The 19878-nt window shown below is 64.7% G+C and carries 13 protein-coding genes; 5 read left to right on the plus strand and 8 right to left on the minus strand.

Annotated elements, in window-relative coordinates; translation table 11 throughout:
* Positions 1-16: 16 nt before the first annotated feature.
* The 8 genes from WBP06_RS22470 to WBP06_RS22505 all read right to left on the minus strand — a co-directional run bounded on the left by WBP06_RS22470 (position 17) and on the right by WBP06_RS22505 (position 10277).
* Entirely contained in the window at positions 17-1708 is a 1692-nt protein-coding gene (locus WBP06_RS22470) for a DUF1592 domain-containing protein (RefSeq protein WP_395337343.1), read from the minus strand.
* Positions 1705-2916 (minus strand): hypothetical protein, encoded by a 1212-nt coding sequence (locus tag WBP06_RS22475; protein ID WP_395337345.1) that lies wholly within the window; start codon positions 2914-2916, stop codon positions 1705-1707. Before WBP06_RS22475 ends, WBP06_RS22470 begins: the two co-directional genes overlap by 4 nt.
* Positions 2917-2942: 26 nt before the next feature.
* The gene (locus tag WBP06_RS22480; RefSeq protein ID WP_395337346.1) at positions 2943-3740 is read right to left on the minus strand and encodes a hypothetical protein; all 798 of its coding nucleotides are present in this window, start codon (positions 3738-3740) and stop codon (positions 2943-2945) included.
* 1 nt (position 3741) lies between these two features.
* The gene (locus tag WBP06_RS22485; RefSeq protein WP_395337347.1) at positions 3742-4200 is read right to left on the minus strand and encodes a c-type cytochrome; all 459 of its coding nucleotides are present in this window, start codon (positions 4198-4200) and stop codon (positions 3742-3744) included.
* A gap of 236 nt (positions 4201-4436) precedes the next feature.
* Complete coding sequence (locus WBP06_RS22490; RefSeq protein WP_395337348.1) at positions 4437-6707, minus strand: NADP-dependent malic enzyme; 2271 nt, start codon at positions 6705-6707, stop codon at positions 4437-4439.
* Positions 6708-6740: 33 nt separating this feature from the next.
* Positions 6741-7955 carry a sulfotransferase family protein gene (locus WBP06_RS22495; RefSeq protein WP_395337349.1) on the minus strand — a complete coding sequence of 405 codons (1215 nt, stop codon included), beginning with the start codon at positions 7953-7955 and terminating at the stop codon, positions 6741-6743.
* 41 nt (positions 7956-7996) lie between these two features.
* Entirely contained in the window at positions 7997-9949 is a 1953-nt protein-coding gene (locus WBP06_RS22500; protein ID WP_395337350.1) for a putative bifunctional diguanylate cyclase/phosphodiesterase, read from the minus strand.
* A 148-nt stretch (positions 9950-10097) separates the two neighbouring features.
* Complete coding sequence (locus WBP06_RS22505; protein ID WP_395337351.1) at positions 10098-10277, minus strand: hypothetical protein; 180 nt, start codon at positions 10275-10277, stop codon at positions 10098-10100.
* A 78-nt stretch (positions 10278-10355) separates the two neighbouring features.
* Here WBP06_RS22505 and WBP06_RS22510 point away from each other — a divergent pair, with 78 nt between their 5' ends.
* Genes WBP06_RS22510 through bcsD form a run of 5 tightly spaced genes read left to right on the plus strand, consistent with a single transcriptional unit; the run spans position 10356 to position 19876 of the window.
* Positions 10356-10742, plus strand: a complete 387-nt coding sequence (locus WBP06_RS22510) for a hypothetical protein (protein WP_395337352.1) — start codon at positions 10356-10358, stop codon at positions 10740-10742.
* A complete protein-coding gene (locus tag WBP06_RS22515; protein WP_395337353.1) occupies positions 10742-11476 on the plus strand; it encodes a cellulose synthase operon protein YhjQ/BcsQ in 735 nt (244 codons plus the stop codon). Before WBP06_RS22510 ends, WBP06_RS22515 begins: the two co-directional genes overlap by 1 nt.
* Complete coding sequence (gene bcsA, locus WBP06_RS22520) at positions 11473-15951, plus strand: UDP-forming cellulose synthase catalytic subunit (RefSeq protein ID WP_395337354.1); 4479 nt, start codon at positions 11473-11475, stop codon at positions 15949-15951. Before WBP06_RS22515 ends, bcsA begins: the two co-directional genes overlap by 4 nt.
* Positions 15948-19418: a cellulose synthase subunit BcsC-related outer membrane protein gene (locus WBP06_RS22525; protein WP_395337355.1), complete on the plus strand. Its 3471-nt coding sequence runs from the start codon at positions 15948-15950 to the stop codon at positions 19416-19418. Before bcsA ends, WBP06_RS22525 begins: the two co-directional genes overlap by 4 nt.
* Complete coding sequence (gene bcsD / locus WBP06_RS22530; protein WP_395337356.1) at positions 19415-19876, plus strand: cellulose biosynthesis protein BcsD; 462 nt, start codon at positions 19415-19417, stop codon at positions 19874-19876. The genes WBP06_RS22525 and bcsD overlap by 4 nt, the downstream gene beginning before the upstream one ends.
* The last annotated feature ends 2 nt before the right edge of the window (positions 19877-19878 follow it).

The following is a 19878-nucleotide window of genomic DNA, read 5'->3' on the forward strand; positions in this document are numbered from 1 at the left end:
GTGTTGCTCCTCGCGTTCAGCGCCGCATCGCCACTTGGGCGGGGGCGGTTTTCAGGTCTTCAGGGGCGATTTCGTAAGTTTGCGGTAGGGTGGCGACCATCTCGATCAGCTTGCGCAAGCGATAGCCATCCGCGGCGAAACGGCGTTCCAGTTGCTCAACCAGTTCGCCGTTCTCGCTGGGCCGCCCGGTCGCATATTCCAGCGCGCGTGACGTGACGCACATCGTTGCGTCCTGGCTGGAAGCTATCGCCTTGCCCAGTCCGTCGGCACCGGAAAAGGCGGCATCGTCCATCGCGCCAGATACGTCGATCGGGGCATCGTTCTCGGTCGCGCGGAAGGCGCCGATCCCGTCGAAACGCTCCAGAGGAAGGCCGATGGGATCGGTGATCTTGTGGCATCCCGCGCAGACCGGATCGGTGGTATGGGCATCCAGGCGAATGCGCGCGGTGGGCATCGCCTTGTTCGCCGTGTCCTGCACCGCGGTGAAGTTCACGTTGCCCGGCGGGTTCGGCACTGGCTGGCAGAGCAGGAGTTCGCGGATCGCGCGTCCGCGCAGCGTGGGCGAACTGCGGCCCGAATGCGAATACATGGCCAGGAAGCCGGCAAGGCCCAGCAGGCCCGAACGGTCGGAACCGGCCGAGAATTCGTAGGGTACCCACCCTTGCGATGCGCTGACCGGCACTTTGTAGAGCGCGCCCAGCGGCCGGTTCATCCACGTCTTGCGGGTGGTGAACAGTTCCCGATAGTCACCGTCACCATCAAGCAACTGGGTGGTGATGGTGCGCAGCATCTGTTCGGGCAGCGCCTGCAGCACCTCCTGGTTGAAATAGGGGTAGATGACCGGATCCTTGGCCAATTCGTCGAACTTCTCGAACAGCAGCATGTCGGAGAAGAACGCCCGCAAGCCCTGTTCGAAACGGGGGGAGCCGACCATGTGCTGCACCGTAGCCGTCAATTGCGCCTGATCGGTCAGCTTCCCGGCGGCGGCGGCATCCAGCAGCGCAGCGTTCGGCGTCGAATTCCACAGCATGAAGCTAAGGCGCGCGGCACGGGAATTACCATCCAGTCTCATTGCACCCGAATGGGCGGGATCGGGCTCTGCCGTTTCCACCACATAAAGGAACCAGGGCGACACCAGCATGGAGGCGAGCGCCAGTTCCAGCCCCTTGTCGAATGACCGCGTGGGACCGGCTCCGTCGCCCGCGATCCCGATGTAGAGCGCCAGTTCCCGCTCGGTAAGCGGCCGCCTGAATAGCAGACGACCCAGCGGGGCCAGTGTGCGGCGGGCGCATTCAGCATCCGCCACTGCCGGTTCGACGGGTGTGCAGGGAACGAACTGACCGCGATGGCGGGCATCGAACACTTGTCGAGCAATGTCCCGTGCCATCGCGTCCAGTTGTTCCAGCCCTGAAGGAGAGATCGCCGCACTACGCGCGCCCGACGCGATCAATTGATGAGCAGGGCGCACGATCGGTTCGAAGCGGCCGGCAACGCGGATGTCGCGGCCGAAGATGTCGGCAATGGCGTTGCGGTATTGCGCCTCGGTCAGCCGCCTCATGCCGACGATTTGTGGGCCGGCCAGCAACGCCTGGGCATCGTTGGCTTCCGCGTGGACGGGTGAGGAGGTGGAGGCAGCGCCTGCCAGCCACAAGGTCGTGGCCAGCGCGGTCGCAGCAATGCCGATCGGCACGGTGCGCAAAAGGTTCATGGCGCCTGGTTCCTGTGGGCGGATGGGGCGGGCACGTCATTGACGAAGGCCGGCACCGCGTAGAGATTCATGGCGCTGGAAACGCCGCTGCACTTGCCTGTCTTCGGATCGCGAATGCCGTCGGCATACTTGCGCAGTGTCGCCAGGGTGCCTGCGCAATCGATCCCGGCCGCCAGCGCCGCGCCGGCACCACCGATGGATGGGCTTTGAATCACGTCGAAGACCGGGCGGTAACCGCCTGCAAGTCCGCGTAAAGTGCCATCCGACTGGAAGGCCAGGCGCAGTTTCGCACGGCGGAAATCGTAGGCAGTACGTGCACCGCGAATGTCCCGCGCGCCACCCTGGCCCCAGGTCTGCGTCAGCTTGATGTCCTGCGGATCGGTGATCAGTACGCCGTTGACGATCCGTCCGTGCAACACGTTGCGATGACGCGGTGGCTTGTCGGAAATCGTGAAGCTGTAGCCGGGCAGGAAATTCCCGTGGCTGTCCAATTGCGGCCGATCGGGAGTGTTGCCGTAGATAACCTCGACATCGCTGTCGTTCTTCAGACTATCCACCCCGCGCAAAAGGATAACTTGCGTCCACTCCCCCGATGCATGGAACTGCCGCATCCCGGTCAGCAGATCGCCGCCGATCCCATCCTTGCCGCGCCATTCCAGCGTGCAGCCCATGACGCGGTATTCCTGATTGTCGATCCCGGTCCGGCCATCGGGCGCGGTGAATTGGTCATGCGCGCAGCTTTCGCCAGGCGCATCGCCATCCAGATCGAGGCCGCCCGCCGTCTGGCTCTGCACGGTGTGAAGTAACGGCCGGTCGAACTTGTCCGGTTGGGAGCAGATATTGGAACCATCCGGCGCGAACACGGTGGCCTGCCAACGCTTGGTCAGTTCCGGCTCGTTCTCCTTGCGCTGCAGGCGGGTGCGCTCATCCTCGGGCAGGGACGCCAGATAGACATCGCGCATCTTCGGGCTGGTTCCGGTGGGACAGGCATCCTTGCCCTGGATCACCGGCGGGACGAAGTCCTGCACCACGAAGCCCATCACCCCGTTCGCCGGCGGATCGGGCAAGTCGGCTGTCGCCGCGTCGGCATGGGCGGGCTGCTGCACGGCCATGGCGACGCCAAAGCCCGCCACACAAAGGCAGAACCCCGCCGCACCGATCAGCAGGCCATGCCTTCGCGCGCTTTTTTCGTTCGCGCTGTGGTTCATATCTCTCTCCCTGTTGTCTCTTGTTTTCAGGGCCTTAGAATTTTGCCTTCGGGGGGCACGGCTTGTGGTTCGGCGCCATCGGCGACGAACACCCGCCGGCCCTTGAGCGTCCATTCGGGTTCATCCCCATTCAGGCCGACCCTCCAGTCGCCAAGGCCGCTGCTTGCCATGGGTGCCGCCAGCGGTTGCCATTGGCAGCCATCGCCACACTTGCCGGTGAACAGGACGCGGCCATCCCGGTCGGTGAAGGCATAGGCGCCTGCAACGAAAGCAGTGGAAACCGCCGCGGGGGCCGCGATTTTCGGAACCGCCGGAATGTACTTCAGCGTATTCCACGTCCGATCATCGCTACCGTCCAACGCGGTGGAAGCGCGATTGCCATCCCGACGCGTGAACACGAGGTGCCAGCCCTTGTAGACCCACTGCGGCCCGTCGACGCCCTGGATGACCGTCCAGTCCGGTGCCTTGCGCGGGTCCACGAAAGTGTCGTCGGCGGCAGCCTTGTCGAAACCGGCGGGGTAGCGAATGTTTACCGGTGCAGAAGCCGGCGCCAGCAGCGGCTTCCAATCGTGTTTGCAGGCATCGCCGCAGAATTTCGCGGGGTCGGGCGCCCAGCGCAGGACGGTGCGCATGTCCATCCCGTAAAGGACATCGCCATGCGCATCCGTATAGACGCTTAGCTCGCCAGCCTTCTTGACACGAACGCCGGCCGGGAACGCGCTGCCGTCGGCTGCGACAATCGGAAAGTCGGCCGGTTGGGCAAGGCCCGGTGACACGGCCATGACGGCGAGAAGCGCAAAAGCGGTTGCAAAAGACCGGCTCACGTCAATTTTCCGGGCCACGGAAGGCGTCGTGGCAACTCTTGCACGTCCCGCCCAGCTTCTGTGCCCCCGCACGAATGGCGGCGACGTCCTTGCCGCCGGACACGCGCTGGAAATCGTCCGCCGCCTTGGCAAAGGCATCTTGCGCGGCCTTGAATTTCGCCGCCTGCAGCCAGATTTCCGGCTTCGCGCGGGTCTTGGCACCGGATTGCGGGCCGGAACCGGCCGGAAACCAGTCATACTGCGCGTGGGCGGCATTGCGGATCTGCCGGGCCGACTGCGCGATAAGGACGGTCTGCACATCACCCCGCAGGCCATCGTTCACCGCCTTGAAGGCTGCGCCCAGTTCACGGAACCCGGAAACCCGCGTCCGCACGACATCTGCCGGCGCGGCAAGCAGAGGGCTGGCTACCGCGAATACAGCCAAAGCCAGCGAGCAATTGCGCCAACGCGCTTTCATCATGGTCTCTCCCCGTCCCAAAGAGCCCGGCTCTTGGTCGCCGGTGGGAGAGGGGATGCCAGCGCCCGACTGGCCGGCAATCGCGAATACGTTACGCGACGATGACGATCGTCAACCCCACGGAAATCGTCTTCTTTTCCGCTTCGCGTATCGTGAACAGGCAGATGGTTCGTGAGTGGGCGCAATTCCCGCGGGAGAGCGCGGCGCCACCAAAGGGCGCTCGCTCTCCCGAAAGTAGCTTACTTCGCGCGCTGGTCCAGTTCGGCGGCAGCGATCGCAGTTAGGTTCAGGATGCCACGCGCGGTGACGCCCGGCGTCAACACATGGATGGGCTGGGCAAGGCCCATCAGGATCGGGCCGACTGTCGGCGAGCTGGAGGAGGCCGAAAGCGCCGTCAGCGTGATGTTCGCTGCATCCAGCGTGGGCATGACCAGCAGGTTCGCCGGCCCCTCGAACCGGGAATCGGGAACCAGTCGATCGCGCAGCGCCTGGCTCAGCGCGGCATCGGCGTGCATTTCGCCATCGACCAGCAAATCCGGGGCCGCCGCTTTGACGATCTCCAGCGCAGCGCGCATCTTGCGGGCGCTGGGGCTATGCGACGCGCCGAAGTTGGAATGCGACAGCAGCGCCACCCGCGGCCGCAATCCGAAATGCTTCAGCTGGGTGGCACCTAACTGGGCCATTTCCGCGATCTGTTCGGGCGTGGGATCGGGCACCATGTGCGTGTCGGTAATGAATAGCGCACCGGCATCCAGGATCAGGCCGGAGAGGGCATAGACTCGGCTGCTGCCCGGCTTGCGGTCGATCACGCGCAAGACGTGCTCGATCTGCCCCCAGTATTCCGAACGACCGCCGACAAGCGCGGCTTCGACCCGGCCCGTGCGCAGCATCAACGCCGCAGTCAGCGTCGGCCGGCGGTAGACGTGGCGATAGATCTCGTCCGCAGGCACGCCCTTGCGCGAGGCGATGGTGCGATAGGCTTCTACGAGGTCGCCCATCACCTCATGATCTGTTTCGGGATCGATCACTTCGACATCGCGGTCGAGTTCGAAACTGAGGCCAAGGTCCGGCAATTTCTCGCGCAGGATACGCCGGCGGGCGATGATGGTCGGACGGACGATCTCTTCGTCCAGCGCGTCCTGAATGGCGCGCAGCACACGGGCGTCCTCGCCCTCGCCATAGACGATGCGGCGGCCGGAGCCGCGCGCGGCTTCGAACACGGGCAGCATCAGTTGGCCGGAACGGGCGTTCTGGCGGGTGAGAGCGCGCTTGTATTCGTCCAGATCGATCGTCCTGCGGGCCACGCCGCTGGCCATCGCGGCGCGGGCGACGGCGGTCGCGATTTCTCCGATCAGGCGGGGATCGAACGGGGTGGGAATGATGTATTCCGGCCCGAACACCAGCTTGCGGCCGCCATAGGCCTCGGCCACGCTGTCATGTGCGGGCAGGCGGGCGAGGGCGGCGATGGCTTCTGCCGCAGCGGCCTTCATCTCTTCGTTGATCGCCGTTGCGCCCACATCCAGCGCGCCGCGGAATATGTAGGGGAAGCACAGGACGTTGTTGACCTGATTGGGATAATCGGACCGGCCGGTGGCGATGATCGCGTCGGGCCGCACCTCGCGCGCCAGTTCGGGGCGGATTTCCGGCTCCGGATTGGCCAGGGCAAAGATCAGCGGATTGGGGGCCATCAGCGGCAGCCATTCCGGCTTCAGCACGCCGGGCGCCGAAAGGCCTAGGAACAAGTTGGCGCCGGGCAGCACTTCGGGCAGCGAACGTGCGTCGGTCTGGCGGGCATAGCGCGCCATGTTGGGCAACATGCCTTCGCGGCCCGAATGGATGACGCCGTCCTTGTCGGTCAGCGTCACGTTCTCCACGGGCAGACCCATGGAGACGAGCAGGTCCACGCAGGCGAGGGCCGCCGCGCCTGCGCCGGAGGTTACCAGTCGGGCTTCGGCCAAGGTCTTGCCCTGCAGCACCAGCGCATTGCGCACGGCCGCCGCCACCACGATCGCCGTGCCGTGCTGATCGTCATGGAACACCGGGATGTTCATGCGTTCCTTCAGGCGCGCTTCGATCGCGAAGCATTCCGGGGCCTTGATATCCTCCAGATTGATGCCGCCGAAGGTGGGCTCCAGCAGCGCCACAGCTTCCACGAACTTGTCGGGATCGGTGGTGTCCACCTCGATATCGAACACGTCGATGTCGGCGAACTTCTTGAAGAGGACGGCCTTGCCTTCCATCACCGGCTTGGAGGCCAGCGCACCGATGGCGCCAAGCCCCAGCACCGCGGTGCCGTTGGAGATCACGGCGACCAGATTGCCGCGGGCGGTGTAATCCAGCGCCTTGTCGGGATCGGCGGCGATTTCCTCGCAAGGGGCGGCGACGCCGGGAGAGTAGGCCAGCGCAAGGTCACGCTGGTTGACCATTCGCTTGGTCGGTTCGATCCGGAGTTTGCCCGGCTGGGGGTACCGGTGGTAATCGAGGGCGGCGCGGCGCAGATTGTCATCCATGCCGCACCTCATAGGTAAAGATTTCGCGATTGCCTATGCTTGCGCAGGCCCCTGAAACACATCTTTGCAAATGGGCCCTGGGCGAGGGGCTGTCAGGCCATCCGCCTCGCGCGGGATGTCGAAACGGCGGCGATAGGCGGCAAACCGTGCGAGAACGTCGTGCTCGACAAGGCCATACTGCTCCAGCGTGTAGGAATTGCCGCCGCGGGCGTTCTTGGGATTGTTCGCAAACCAGACGGCGACCGCTCGGCTGATCTCCTCCGGGGTGTCGATACCCAGCCTGCGGTGGATTTCCTGCATCACGCCCACAGGATCCTCGGCGAGGGCGTAATAGTCCACGTCAACCACCCGATCGCGGTGCCGGCCCGCGTCGAAATCCATGATCCGATCGATATGACGGCTGATGAAATGCAGCATGTCACTGCCGACTTGCGTGCGGTCCACCGGAGCCGCGCTTTTCATGCCGCGCAAGTTCGCCGTCATCTTCGCGATCGAGGCCAAGGCCTGGACAGGATCGCGATGCGTCATCACGAAGCGCGCATCGGGATAGACTTCGAGAATCGCGTCCATCGCGATTATGTGGTTCGGATACTTGAGTGCCCAGGGCTTGGGGCCGCGCCGCCATTGCAGGCACTGCAGTTGCCGACGATGGATGCGATAGGTTTCGGCAAGATCGGCCTCATCCAGCAGGTAATCGAAGAAGGCGGGAACTCGGTAGAGGTTGTGAAGCCCGGCAGCCCCGATGCTCTGTTCCAGGAAGGCGTGGCATTCGTCTGAGCCATCCTCGTCATAGAGGTGCAAGGCGTCGAAGCCATCGAAATGGGGCCGCTTCTTCTGGAGTTCGATCCAGGTTTCCCGCCTTGACGCGACCGTTTCCGGCGCAAAGCCGGCGGGGGGAGAGGGCATCATCGATTCCCACGTGCGGATCAGCCGAAACCGGTGATCACGATCGAACAGATATTGCAGGAAAGTCGTGCCCGAGCGCGGCAGCCCCATGAGGAAGACCGGCGCTTTCACCGGTTCCTCCGCGATCTCTGGATGATCGCGCAGCCACTTCAACGTTTGCAGGCGGTTAACCGTGTCCATCTGCAACACCGCGGTAGCGGACGCTTCGCCGGCCGGCGACATGGGGAAAGACTCGCGCAGTGACGCCAGTAGCGCGTCCAGATTGTGGCGAGGGGCGATGTCACTGTCCGCAATACCGACTGTGGCTTCCGCGTTCGCGATAATGGCTTGGGCGTCCAGCATGTCCCCCTCCGGCATACGTTAGATTGATAATATATCTTATGTTAAATTTGATCGGACTGGCTGAGGGCGCTTGTGGTCGCGACCACTTGCAGCATTTCAGGCAAAGGAAGCGGCACGCCGAGGTAAAAGCCCTGCACGAAGCGGAAACCCAGCAAGCGCGTCACGTCCATCTGGGTTTCGTTCTCGATCCCTTCGATCACACAATCGAGCGACATCGATGCTGCAAGCGAGCAAATGCCGGCGAGCACGCGGCGACACGAATCGTCCTGCATGCGATCGGCAAAGCTTCTGTCGAGCTTGAGAATGTCGAGCGGAAGTCGCTGCAAGGAATTGAACGTGGAGAAGCCGGTGCCGAAATCGTCGAGCGCGATCCGGGCGCCACAGGCGCGCAATCGCTGCAGTTCGCGCACCGCCGCCGCGAAATTGGCGATCAACGAGGTTTCGGTGACTTCAAAGACCAACCGATGCGCATCCAGGCCCGCAATGGCGATCCGTTCAAGGATGCCGTCCACCGTCTGCGCGTTGGCCAGATCGCCGGCCGAAAGGTTGAAGGACATGCGCAGATGACTGGGCAATGCCTGCGCCGCTGCCGTCGCCAGATCGAAAAGGTGCAGGGTCAACGGGCGCAGGATCCCCAGTTTTTCCGCGCAGGACATCAGCGTTTCCGGCGCGACGGGGCCGGCGATCGGTGAAGTCCAGCGCGCCAGCGCCTCGACCGCCACCGGCGCCATCGTATCGAGCGAGAAAATCGGCTGAAAAACCAGCGATACTTCGGTCGACAGATCGGCCGATTGCAGGGCTGCTTCGATCATGTGATCCGCTCGGATCAGCTTTTCGAACTCCTCCGAAAACTTCAGGCAATTCCCCCGGGCGTGACGCTTGGCGTGGTAAAGTGCGAAATCCGCGCGATCGAACAGATCATTGGCGTTCTGGCCTGACACGGGATAAGCCGCCACGCCGCCCGACGCGCCGACGGATACCAGCGTATCGCCCAGTTTCACGGCTTCCTGCGTAGCGACGCAAAGATCCTGCACCAGCGCCTGTGCCTTTGCCAGCCCGCTGGGAACGATAACGCCGAACTCGTCGCCACCCAGTCTGGCCACTGTGCCCTTCCCCGCACATGCAAGGGCAAGGCGTTGGCCGATGATCTGCAGCAATCGGTCGCCCTGGGCATGGCCATGCGTGTCGTTTACCGGCTTGAACCCATCGAGATCCATCAGGCCGATGGAAAACGCGGCGCCCGTTCCCGTGCCTGCTCTTCCCGTCTCCGACCTCGCCTGCGCAAGACGCTGCTCCACGTCTTCGAAGAAACGCCGGCGATTGGGTAACTGGGTCAATGCGTCCGTCCGCGCCAGTCGCGCACTTTCGGCTTCGAGCCGCTCGGCGCGGCGCTGGCCCTCGATCAAGGCGCTGCGCGATTCCTCCAGATGCACGAAGGATGCGAAGGAATCGCGGATCACGAAGAGGATCAGCGCCGTCACCAGCCCGATCGACAGAGCCATGGCGATGCGCTCTTCCGGCCCCACCACGACGCTGTAGATCGTGAAGGCACCGATAACGATCACGCCGATCGCCGCTGCCGCACGCGGCAGGTGGGTCAGGCAGAAAATGCAGGCGAGCACGGTTGCGGCGATGAAGACGACCACATGGCCCTTCTGTTCCGCCGTTCCGTACTGATCGAGCACCAGCGCCCAAGCAAGGAAACCCAGCGCCATCGCAACGCCCAGCCAGGTCGTGCGCCGCATCATGCGCCGCGCTTCCTCGGTCGCGATGGCTTCGGCATCGATCGGGCGGGCCCAGACGTGGATACGCTGGAGGCAGGCGATCACCAGCAGGCATGGGATCACCAGCGTCAGATAGAGCGGTGCGGTATGGCGATGGGTAAACGCCAATGCGCCCGCGTTAACCGCAAGCACGCCGTAGAGCGGCGGGATGTGACGCCTCAGCCGCAGGTATTGCGCCACGGGTAGTTCGAGCTGTCCGTCCCTTTGCACCTGCCAGTCCTCTATCGCGGCGAGCTCTTACGGCGCCGTCTTCCTGTCAAAGTCCCGATCCCCACCGCTGGTTGCGCTTTGGTCGTGGTGGTCGTTTGACGACGCAGGAAACCGAAGCCGGAAATCCTGCATTCCCAGTTGGTTCACATTATAGGAAAAAACGCAATTCCGCGAAGGAACGGAGGTGAAACGGCAAGCTGACAATCAGCCACGGGATTTGCGCCAGTGCCGGCACTGGCGCGCGGCGGTCATCGCCATGCCGATACATAATTCTATGGATGCGCTGTTTCTGCTGCAGTGCACCAGAAAATTCGCGGCCTGCAGGCATTTCGACTTTCCGTTGCGCGCAAACCAGATATTTACCAATTTTAATTAGGTCGCCCGGAGTAAGGTAGGACAACGAACCATGAGAATCGATGCCCGCAACCTGCTGGACCGTCTCGGCAGAAGTGATTTTGCTTACAAGGAATTTGAGGATCGGTTCACCGATCTGGAACTCTGGCCCATCCTGGAGGCCCTCCTGCGCGACCCGCGGCTGCAGGCACTGGATCCGGCCGTTCCGCAAAAGGCGCCCCCGGCTTCCGCCCTTCCCTCCGACCGGCTGGACGCTGCGGCCACTCCCACGACGGAGCCTGCCGCCGAACCGTTGAAATCCCTCTTCAGTCGCTACGAACAGGATGCATCGGCCGCGCCAACGCAGTCCGAAGCCGTATCGCCGCCGAAGGACGTTCGCGGCCTGCTTCGCCGCCTGTCCGGGGAACATCGCGACGAGAACGGGCGGGGAGAAAACTGATGCCCATGGTTCTGTGCCATGCGCCCAAGGGCGGTACCGGAAACACCTTCGTCGCCGCGCATCTGGCGATGGGCCTTGCTGCGGAAGGCGCGGATGTTACCGTGCTGACGATGGCCCCGCGCGACACTCTCGCGCTGCATTTCGGCCTGTCCCAGGCCATCGCCCTTCCCGCACTGACCGCGCCTGCGGACGAAGCCGTGCTGGTGGGCGGCATCAACTTGCGCCACTGGCACCGCTCCGCCGACGATCCCGATCTGCTGCCGATGCTGGGCGATCTCGGCTACCTTACCCCCGGTCGCGATCGCGTAATGGTGATCGACATGCCTGCGGGTGAATTTCGCGCCGCGCTGCGGCTTGGTGAACAGGCCTGTGCGCATATCTGCACGCTGACGGCGCAGCCGGACACCTTGGCCCTTCTGCCGCAGATGTTCGGCGAGACTGGGAGTGAGGGACTGCTGCGCACCGCCTTCGTGATCAACGCACTGGACGAAACACGCCGCCTTTCGCGTCATGGCGCCGCCTTCGTGCGCGAATTGGCAGGCCCGCGCCTGATTGGCCGCATCCGGCAGGACGAAGCGGTTCCTGAAGCGATCGCCATGCTGCAGCCGCTGTCCCGCTATGCCCCGGCAAGCGCGGCGCTGCACGACGTGCGGGCGATTTCGACAGCGCTTGTGCCCGCGCTGGAATCCACTGCCGCATCGTGGATCGCCCCAGCCACGAGCCGCGCTGCATGACGGGTAAAGTCTTGCCGCAAAAGGCATTGCAATATCTCGCCATCGTGCCGATCGTGCTGGTGGCGGGAATGGTTGTGGGTGTGCCGCTGGACACGCGTTCGCAGTGGATTTTCGCCGCGGTAGCCATTGCCGGAACGGTGGTGCTGCAGCGATGGCCGGGCCGCAAGGGTTCGCTAGCGCTGGGCCTGCTGGCAGTGCTGATCTCCACGCGGTACATGTTCTGGCGCACGACCCAGACGCTGGCCTTCGGCACGCTGCCCGAATTCCTGCTGGGCGGCGGGCTGTACCTAGCCGAACTCTATGCCTGGGTCATTTTGGTGCTGGGCTTCATCCAGACCAGTTGGCCGCTCGATCGCCCGGTGATCGAGCCGCTGGGCCCGGCGGAAGGCTGGCCGACGGTCGACATCTATATCCCGACCTACAACGAAAGCCTGGACATCGTGCGCAACACGGTGTTCGCCGCGATGGACCTGGACTATCCTGCGGACCGTTACCGCGTCTTCATCCTCGATGACGGCAAGCGTGCGGAATTCCGCGCTTTTGCGCGCGAAGCGGGCTGCGGTTACATAACCCGCGACAACAACCTGCACGCCAAGGCAGGCAATCTCAACGCGGCGATGGGCAAGACCGACGGCGAACTGATCGCCATCTTCGACTGCGACCACGTACCCACCCGCGCGTTCCTGCAGCTGACCGTCGGCTGGTTCCAGAAGGATCCGCGTCTGGCCCTGCTGCAGACGCCGCACCACATGTATTCGCCGGACCCGGTCCAGCGCAATCTGGCCGGCGTGATCGAAGGCATGCCCGGTGAGGGCGACTTGTTCTACGGCCCGGTGCAGGGCGGCAACGACTTGTGGAACGCCGCCTTCTTCTGCGGATCCTGCGCGATCATCCGCCGCACGGCGCTGATGGAAACCAACGGCTTCGCCGGCGAGACGGTGACCGAGGACGCGCATACCGCACTGAAACTGCAGCGCACCGGCTGGAACACCGCCTATGTCAGCGCGCGCCTTTCGGCCGGCCTTGCGACCGAGCGTCTGGTGCTTCACGTCGGCCAGCGCATCCGCTGGGCACGCGGCATGACGCAGATTCTGCGCATCGACAATCCACTGTTCGGGCCGGGCCTCAGCTGGCAGCAGCGACTTTGCTACCTGAACGCGATGCTGCACTTCCAGTATCCGCTGCCGCGCATTGCGTTCCTGACCAGTCCGCTGGCTTACCTGATCTTCGGCCTGAACATCATTCAGGCCTCTGCCTCGCTGATCTTCGCCTATGCCATGCCGCACCTGTTCTGCGCCGCTGCCGCCAACTTGCGCACGCAGGGCGGCGATCGTCGGCCGTTCTGGGGCGAAGTCTACGAGACCATCCTGGCGTTCCATCTGGTCAAGCCGACCATCATGACGCTGTTCCAGCCCCGCAAGGGCAAGTTCAACGTCACCGACAAGGGCAGTCTGCTCGATCGCACCTATTTCGATTGGGCGATCGTGCGTCCGCACCTGATCTGCATCGGCCTGCTGGTGGCGGGGATCGCGCTGGCCGTCGTGAAATGGCTGTTCTTCCCTTACATGTTCAACGTCCAGACCGATACGCTGGTGCTGAACGCGGCATGGGCATCGTTCAGCCTCATCATCCTCGTAGCCGCCGTTTCCGTGGCGCGCGAGACGCGGCAGGCGCGCAAGGATATCCGCATCCCGGTCGAGCTGCCGATCACCGCCTACCTCGAATCCGGCCACGTCGTGTCGGCCCGCACCGTCGACATTTCGATGGGCGGCGCGGCGCTTTCGCTGCCCGCGGGGCAACCGTTGCGCGATCTGGCCGTCAGCCACATCACCATGGCCATGGGCGATGAAGTGCTGTCGATCCCGGTGGAAACGCTGCGCACCAGCGGAACCAACGTCTACGTCCGTTTCGAGCAGCTGGACGTCCTTGCCGGGCGCCATCTGGTTCGCGCCGTGATGGGCCGCGCCGATGCCTGGCAGCCCGCCGGCCCGAACGAGCAGGTCCACGGGATCCGCTCTCTCGCCGATATCATCCTTGTCGACATGGTGACCATAAAGCGAATGTTGCGCCTCAACTTTGCCGAGCGACGCGCGATGCGCGAACAGGCCGCCCTCATTGGCCCGATCGACGATCCCGATCCTTTCCTGCCCGCGCCGAAGGCGGAAGCGAAGCCGCGCGGCCTGTCGTTCGGCCGCGCTGCGAAGGCAGCTGCCATCGTCGGCGCGCTGGCGCTGGGCCTTGCAACGATGGTGATCGGCACCCGCGAAGTTCACGCTACCCCCGTCGCCAAGGCTGCGACGCCAACGCCAACGCCCGCTGCAACGGCCCTCGGCACGGCCCCTCTGCCCGGCGGCATTGGTGAGCGCCTGACTCTCAAGGACATGCGCATCACGCGCCCGATCCGCCTGCAGGGCACGTCGGGTGAGATCGGCATTCCCTTTGGCATGCGGCAGGATCGCGTGGTGACTTCGGCCATCCTGACGCTGCAGACATCGTGGTCCCCCATGATGCTGGACGACATGAGCCACCTAGTGGTCATGATGAACGGCGAAGTGGTGCAGACCGTGCCCTTGACGCGTGGCGATGCCGCCGGTCAGGTCCTGCGCATTGCCATCAATCCCGCGCTGTTCCTGCCGGGCGACAACCAGCTGAACCTGCGCCTCGTCGGCCATTACGCCCGCGATTGCGAAGACCCGTTCAACTCAGTGCTGTGGGCCAATATCAGCAACGTCCGCTCCTGGATCGACTTCCAGTATCAGCCGTTGCCGTTCGCGCCAGACCTTGCACGCCTGCCGATGCCCTTCTTCGACAAGGGGCAGAACGCGCAGCTGCAGGTGCCCTTCGTCTTTGCCGGCCAGCCCCACAAGGGCGAGCTGGAGGCGGCGGCCGCCACCGCTTCGTGGCTGGGCGCCATGGCCAGCTATCGCGGATTTTCGTTCAAGCCGGTCTATGGCGTGCTGCCCAAGGGCAACGCCGTGGTCTTCGTGAAGGCGGGGCAGTCCATCCCCGGGCTTGCCATTGGCGATATCGGCGGGCCTTCGGCATCGGTGATGCGCAACCCGGCAGACCCGAACGGAACGCTGCTGGTGTTGATGGGCCGAAGTGATGGCGAACTGCGGCTTGCCGCCGGTGCCGTTGCGCTGGGTCGGGGCGTGTTCGGCGGTCAGCGCATGGGCTTCGACGACGTGCGCATCCCCTCCTGGCCGCGCTATGGCGCGCTGCGCTGGATCAGCACCGATCACCCGGTGAAGCTGGGCCAGATCATGCCGGCCTATGCATTGGAAGGGATGGGCTTCCGCCCCGGCCCGCTCAGCGCCAGCTTCCGCGTCGCGCCGGACCTGTTCTTCTGGCCCCGCGAAGGCGGCAAGCTGAGCCTGGGCTATCGCTATCCGGTCGCACAGTGGTTGGACAAGCGCGCGTCGCGCCTCGACGTTTCGCTGAACGGGCAATACCTGAAGTCCCTGCCGATGGGCTCCAAGTGGTGGGAGGAACTGTTCGGCCAGAGCGGCGCGAAGAGCCAGGATTCGACCGCCACGATCGTGCTGCCGCGCTACAACCTGTTCGGCCAGAACGAACTGACCTTCGACTACAACATGGTCATTGCCGACAAGAAGAAGTGCACGGGCACCCTGCCAGAGAACGTGCGCACCTCGATCGGGCCGGATAGCGCGATCGACTTTACCTCGGCCTACCATGCCCTGCTGATGCCCGACCTTGCCACGTTTGCCGGCGCGGGCTTCCCCTTCACCGTCGCGCCCGATCTTGCCGAAACGACGGTGATCATGGCGCAGAACCCCTCAGCCGCATCGGTGGAGGCGTTTCTGGACCTGATGGGCCGTTTCGGGGACTCTACCGGCGTTCCGGTGACGTCCGTGACCGTAGCCTCGCAAGTCGATCCTGGCCAGCTCGCGGATCAGGACGTGCTGGTCGTGGGCGGCATCGAACTGGCCGGCGCAGGTTCGCTTTTCGACCGTGCCCCGGTCCGTTACGTCAACGGGCACCTTGAAGTCGCCGAACGCTCGCCGATGCAGTACATCACTGCGTTCTTCGGCGGCACCCAGCGCGACGATCCGATGCAGGCGGCGCCGCTGGTCTACAACGCGCGGGGCTTCTCCGGCATCGTCAGTTTCCGGTCGCCCTATGCGTCCGACCGCACGGTGGTCGCGCTGCTTTCGGACAATGCCGCCGCGCTGCCTGCGCTGGTGGATGGCATGGCCGATGTGAAGATTAACGCATCGATCCAGGGCGACCTTGCGGTTACCCGCGGTGACGGCATGAGCAGCTTTGCCATCGGCAACCGCTACTGGACCGGATCGCTGCCGATCTGGATGAAGATGGCCTATTGGTTCAGCCAGCGCCCGCTGCTGATGGGCATCGGCGCACTCGCCATCGCGGTGATACTGGCCGGGCCGACCTACCTCTACTTCCGCCGTCAGGCCCAGCGCCGCCTCGGCAATCTGGACGAAACGGCATGAACCGCGTGAAGACACCGATGCGCTTGGCCGGACTGGCCCTGCTGCTCACCACCGCGCCGATCGGTCTGGTGGCCAGCGCCGGACCGGCTATCGCGCAGGCGGCGGGCGTCGATGCCTTGCTGCAGCAGGCTCGATACTGGCGGTCCAAAGGGCGTGAGGATCTGGCCCAACAGGCGCTTCGCCGCGCGCGGGCGTTGGATCCCAACAATCCCGCCGTCATGGCGGCATCGAAAGGGGCGCCCGCGCGTCCTGCCGCGGAGCCCAAAGCCCCGCCGCCACCGGTTGCAGCCAAGCCCGCTGTTGCCGCGCCAAAGCCCGCGCCGGCACAACCGCATGCGCAAGTTTCCGCCAAACCGGCAACGCCAGCCAAACCCAGCGCCGCCAATCCTGCCCCCACCAGCGCCGCAAATCGTGGCGGCCAGGCGCGTGTTGCCGGCTATGCCGCGCTCAATCGCGGCGATCTGGCAGGTGCATCGGATCAGTTCGAACGGGCGCTGGCGATCAATGCGCGCGACCCGGATGCTCTCGGCGGGCTCGGCATCGTCCGCCTTCGGCAGAGCCGCTTCGCCGAATCCGCCAATCTGCTGGATCAGGCCTCGCGTCTGGGCAAGGCGGACCAGTGGGCACAGGGGCTGGCCTCTGCCCGGTTCTTCGCCGGCATGGACGAAGCGCGTGGCGCGCTTGCGCAGGGCCAAGTCGCCGCAGCCCAGCAAAAGGCCGAAGCCCTGGTGCGCTCCGGCTATCCCCAGCCCGGACCCGCGCTGGAACTGCTGGCCGACATCTATGAGCGGCAGGGCCGCCACGCCGATGCCGCTGATCTCTATCGCCAGGCCGGCCAGAGCCCCGGCAGCAACGCTGTTGCCGAGGACAAGCGCCTGCAGATGCGCGCAGCGCGCAGCCGCGCATTGGCCGCCGCCGCCAATGGCGACGATCTGGGCGCGATCCGCGAATTCCAGCAGGGACTGGTGCTCGATCCCGAAGACCCCTGGATTCGCTACGAATTCGCCGAATTCAACCTGAAGCGCGGACGCATTCCCGAAACCGAGGCGCTGATCCGGTCGCTGGTCAACAAGGGCCAGCCCGATGCGATCTATGCTGCTGCCCTGCTCAATGCCGATCTCGGCCGTTCGGCTGAGGCGGCGCGGCTGATCGACCTGATCCCCGAAACGCAGCGCAGCGCCCCCATGCGCAGCTTCGCCGTGGGCGTGAAGACGGACGAGGCAATCGATCGCGCCAAGGCCATGGCCGCCACCGGGCAGACCGCACAGGCGCTTGCATCCTTGCGCCAGCTCGGCTCCATGAGCGGTATTCCCGTCGGCAAGCAGGCTGCGATCGCCAATGCGCTTTACGAGCTGGGCGATACCGCGGGTGCAAGTGCCATGGCGGAAAACGCGCTGCAGGGCCAGATCACCGACATCGGTGACTACGAAGGGCTGATCGGCACACTGGTGCGCGTCGGACGGGACGATCTGGCACAGCAGGCGCTTCAGCGTGCCAGCGCCATGGCCGGATCTTCTGCCGAGGGGCAGCAGGCCTATGCGCGCATGACCGCCGCGCTGATGGTCTCCACCGCCGACCGCGCCCGACAGGAAGGCCGCTACGCCGATTCCTTCGATATTCTGCAGCAGGCCTGGACCGCCGCGCCGGACAATATGGACGTGCTGGCCGGGCTCGCCCGCCTCTATCAGAGCGGCGGAATGCCCGCGCGCGCCGCGCAGACCTGGCAATTGGTGCTGGCGCGCAAGCCCGGCGATCGCGATGCGCTTATGGGCCTTGCCGAAACCGCGCAGGCGGCGGGTGACACCGAACTGTCGCGCAAGGCACAGGTCGATGTGCTGCGCGCATTTCCGCAAGACTACGAAGTGCGCATGACGCTGGCCCGCGTGGAACAGTCGCGCGGCAATAATCGCGCTGCGGCCCGGCTGCTAAAGGACGCGCGCAGCCTTTACCTCGCCCGACAGGGTGGCACGTCGATCGACGGTCTGTCCGGCGCCAATCCCTTCGCGGCCATGAGCCCGGCGGGTGGTGCCAATCCGTTCCGCAACATGGCCGTGGCGACGCCGCAGCCGGTCAATCCCTTCGCGCTGGGTTCCGGCACCCGACTGCCCGCGGCATCGGGCGCGATCGCCGAACCGCGCGCCATGGCTGCGCCGATGGCCGCGATGTCGGCTCAGACCCAGACGCCCGGTGCTATGGCCTATGCGTCACCATCTTACGGCGTCGGCTCCCCTGGTACCCCGCCGTCTGCCTATCCGGTGACTGCGGCACCGTCCGGCACCTCTGCCACGCCCTACTCTGGCGATCCGGTGATGGCGCAGATCCAGTCGCAACTGGCATCGCTGACGCAGGAGACCGGCCCGCGCGTCGACGTGGAAACCGGCTATCGCCAGCGTTCCGGCGAAAAGGGCCTCAGCCGATTGGACGAGATCAAGGGATCGGTCCGCCTCTCTACCGATGCGCCCGGCGGCCGCGTCTTCGCCAGGGCAGAGGCCGTGGTGATCGATGCTGGCGCCCCCAACAAATCCGGACAGGCCCGCTTTGGCCAGAACGCCACGATCGAGGCGGACAACATCGTCGCGCAGACGGAGGCGCAGTTTACCGGCCCCGGCAGTGTGAACGAATCCGGCGTCGCCTTCTCCGCCGGGTACGATAGCGACATGGTTCAGGCCGAAGTCGGCACCACGCCCGTGGGCATGGGCAAGACCCAAGTCGCCTTCCGCGCCGCCGTCACGCCGAAGGTTACGCAGAACCTGCGCGCCACGGCCATGGTTGAGCGCAAGCCGGTGACGGACAGCGTGGTATCCTATGCCGGGGCACGCGACCCGGTCAGCGGCCGGCTCTGGGGCCAGGTGATGCGCACGGCGGGCGGAGGTGGCCTGTCCTATGACGAGGATGGCAGCGGCGTTTACGGTGAAGGCCGCTACTATCGCTTCCGTGGCACCAACGTGGCGCACAACAATGGGTTCGAAGCCAACGTCGGTGGCTATCTGCGCGCCTATGCCACGCCGCACGCGACGCTGACCGTAGGCCTGAACGTCAATTATCAGGCCTACGACAAGAGCCAGAACTACTTCACCTGGGGCAATGGCGGATACTTCAGCCCGCAGAGCTTCATCTCTGTGGGCTTCCCGGTCAACTACACCATGGAGGACGATCGCTTCGACCTTCATGCGTCGTTCACGCCCGGTTTCCAAAGTTACAGCCAGGATGCCAGCCCGCTCTATCCGATCGATCCCGTGCTGCAGGCGCAACTGGACGCGGACAAGGCGGCCGACAACGACGTACGGTCGTACTACGACGAAACCAGCAAGACCGGGTTCGCATTGTCCGCCCTGCTCTCGCTCTATTACAAGATTACGCCCACCACGCGGATCGGCGGCGAAGCCAGCTATAATACGTTCGGCAACTATGATGAGTTTCGCAGCTTGTTTGGCGTAAGACAGAACTTCGGGAGCACGGGAAGATGAAGCTCCAGGCATTCCCGCCACCGCGGCATGAAGGGGATATGACCGGCGTGGGCGGGCTGGCCCTGATGGCGACGATGACCGCCGCCGAAGTGGCCGAGAACCTTCCGGCCCAGCAGGCGCGCGGTTTCTTCGGCGCGATCGGGCGGCGCATGGCCGCGCTGGTCCCGCTTGAGGATGTGAGCGAGGCGACGGCCCTGCAGGATCGGATCAACGATTTCTGGCAGGATCTCGACTGGGGCGATATCGAGCTTGTGGTGGGCGATGATGCGATTACCGTGCGTCATCGCCGCCTGCCTGAGCCTGTCGTGCCGGACTTGCGGCATTCCTGGCAGGCGATGTTGCTGGGTGTGCTGGAAGGCGCTTACGATGCGTGGTTCCGCACGCTTGGCAGCGGCCCCACCCTGCGCACCGTCGCGGTGTGGAAGGATGACCTTCTGGAAGTCCGTCACGGACGCTGAAC

The sequence above is a fragment of the Novosphingobium mississippiense genome (assembly GCF_044029535.1).
In the GTDB taxonomy this organism is placed as follows: Bacteria; Pseudomonadota; Alphaproteobacteria; order Sphingomonadales; family Sphingomonadaceae; genus Novosphingobium.

Bases quoted from the DNA above. Each gene is read 5' to 3' on its own strand.
- WBP06_RS22470 (WP_395337343.1), bottom strand. From the start codon at position 1,708: ATGAACCTTTTGCGCACCGTGCCGATCGGCATTGCTGCGACCGCGCTG.
- WBP06_RS22475 (WP_395337345.1), bottom strand. From the start codon at position 2,916: ATGAACCACAGCGCGAACGAAAAAAGCGCGCGAAGGCATGGCCTGCTG.
- WBP06_RS22485 (WP_395337347.1), bottom strand. From the start codon at position 4,200: ATGATGAAAGCGCGTTGGCGCAATTGCTCGCTGGCTTTGGCTGTATTC.
- WBP06_RS22490 (WP_395337348.1), bottom strand. From the start codon at position 6,707: ATGGATGACAATCTGCGCCGCGCCGCCCTCGATTACCACCGGTACCCC.
- WBP06_RS22495 (WP_395337349.1), bottom strand. From the start codon at position 7,955: ATGCTGGACGCCCAAGCCATTATCGCGAACGCGGAAGCCACAGTCGGT.
- WBP06_RS22505 (WP_395337351.1), bottom strand. From the start codon at position 10,277: ATGCCTGCAGGCCGCGAATTTTCTGGTGCACTGCAGCAGAAACAGCGC.
- WBP06_RS22510 (WP_395337352.1), top strand. From the start codon at position 10,356: ATGAGAATCGATGCCCGCAACCTGCTGGACCGTCTCGGCAGAAGTGAT.
- WBP06_RS22515 (WP_395337353.1), top strand. From the start codon at position 10,742: ATGCCCATGGTTCTGTGCCATGCGCCCAAGGGCGGTACCGGAAACACC.
- bcsA (WP_395337354.1), top strand. From the start codon at position 11,473: ATGACGGGTAAAGTCTTGCCGCAAAAGGCATTGCAATATCTCGCCATC.
- WBP06_RS22525 (WP_395337355.1), top strand. From the start codon at position 15,948: ATGAACCGCGTGAAGACACCGATGCGCTTGGCCGGACTGGCCCTGCTG.
- bcsD (WP_395337356.1), top strand. From the start codon at position 19,415: ATGAAGCTCCAGGCATTCCCGCCACCGCGGCATGAAGGGGATATGACC.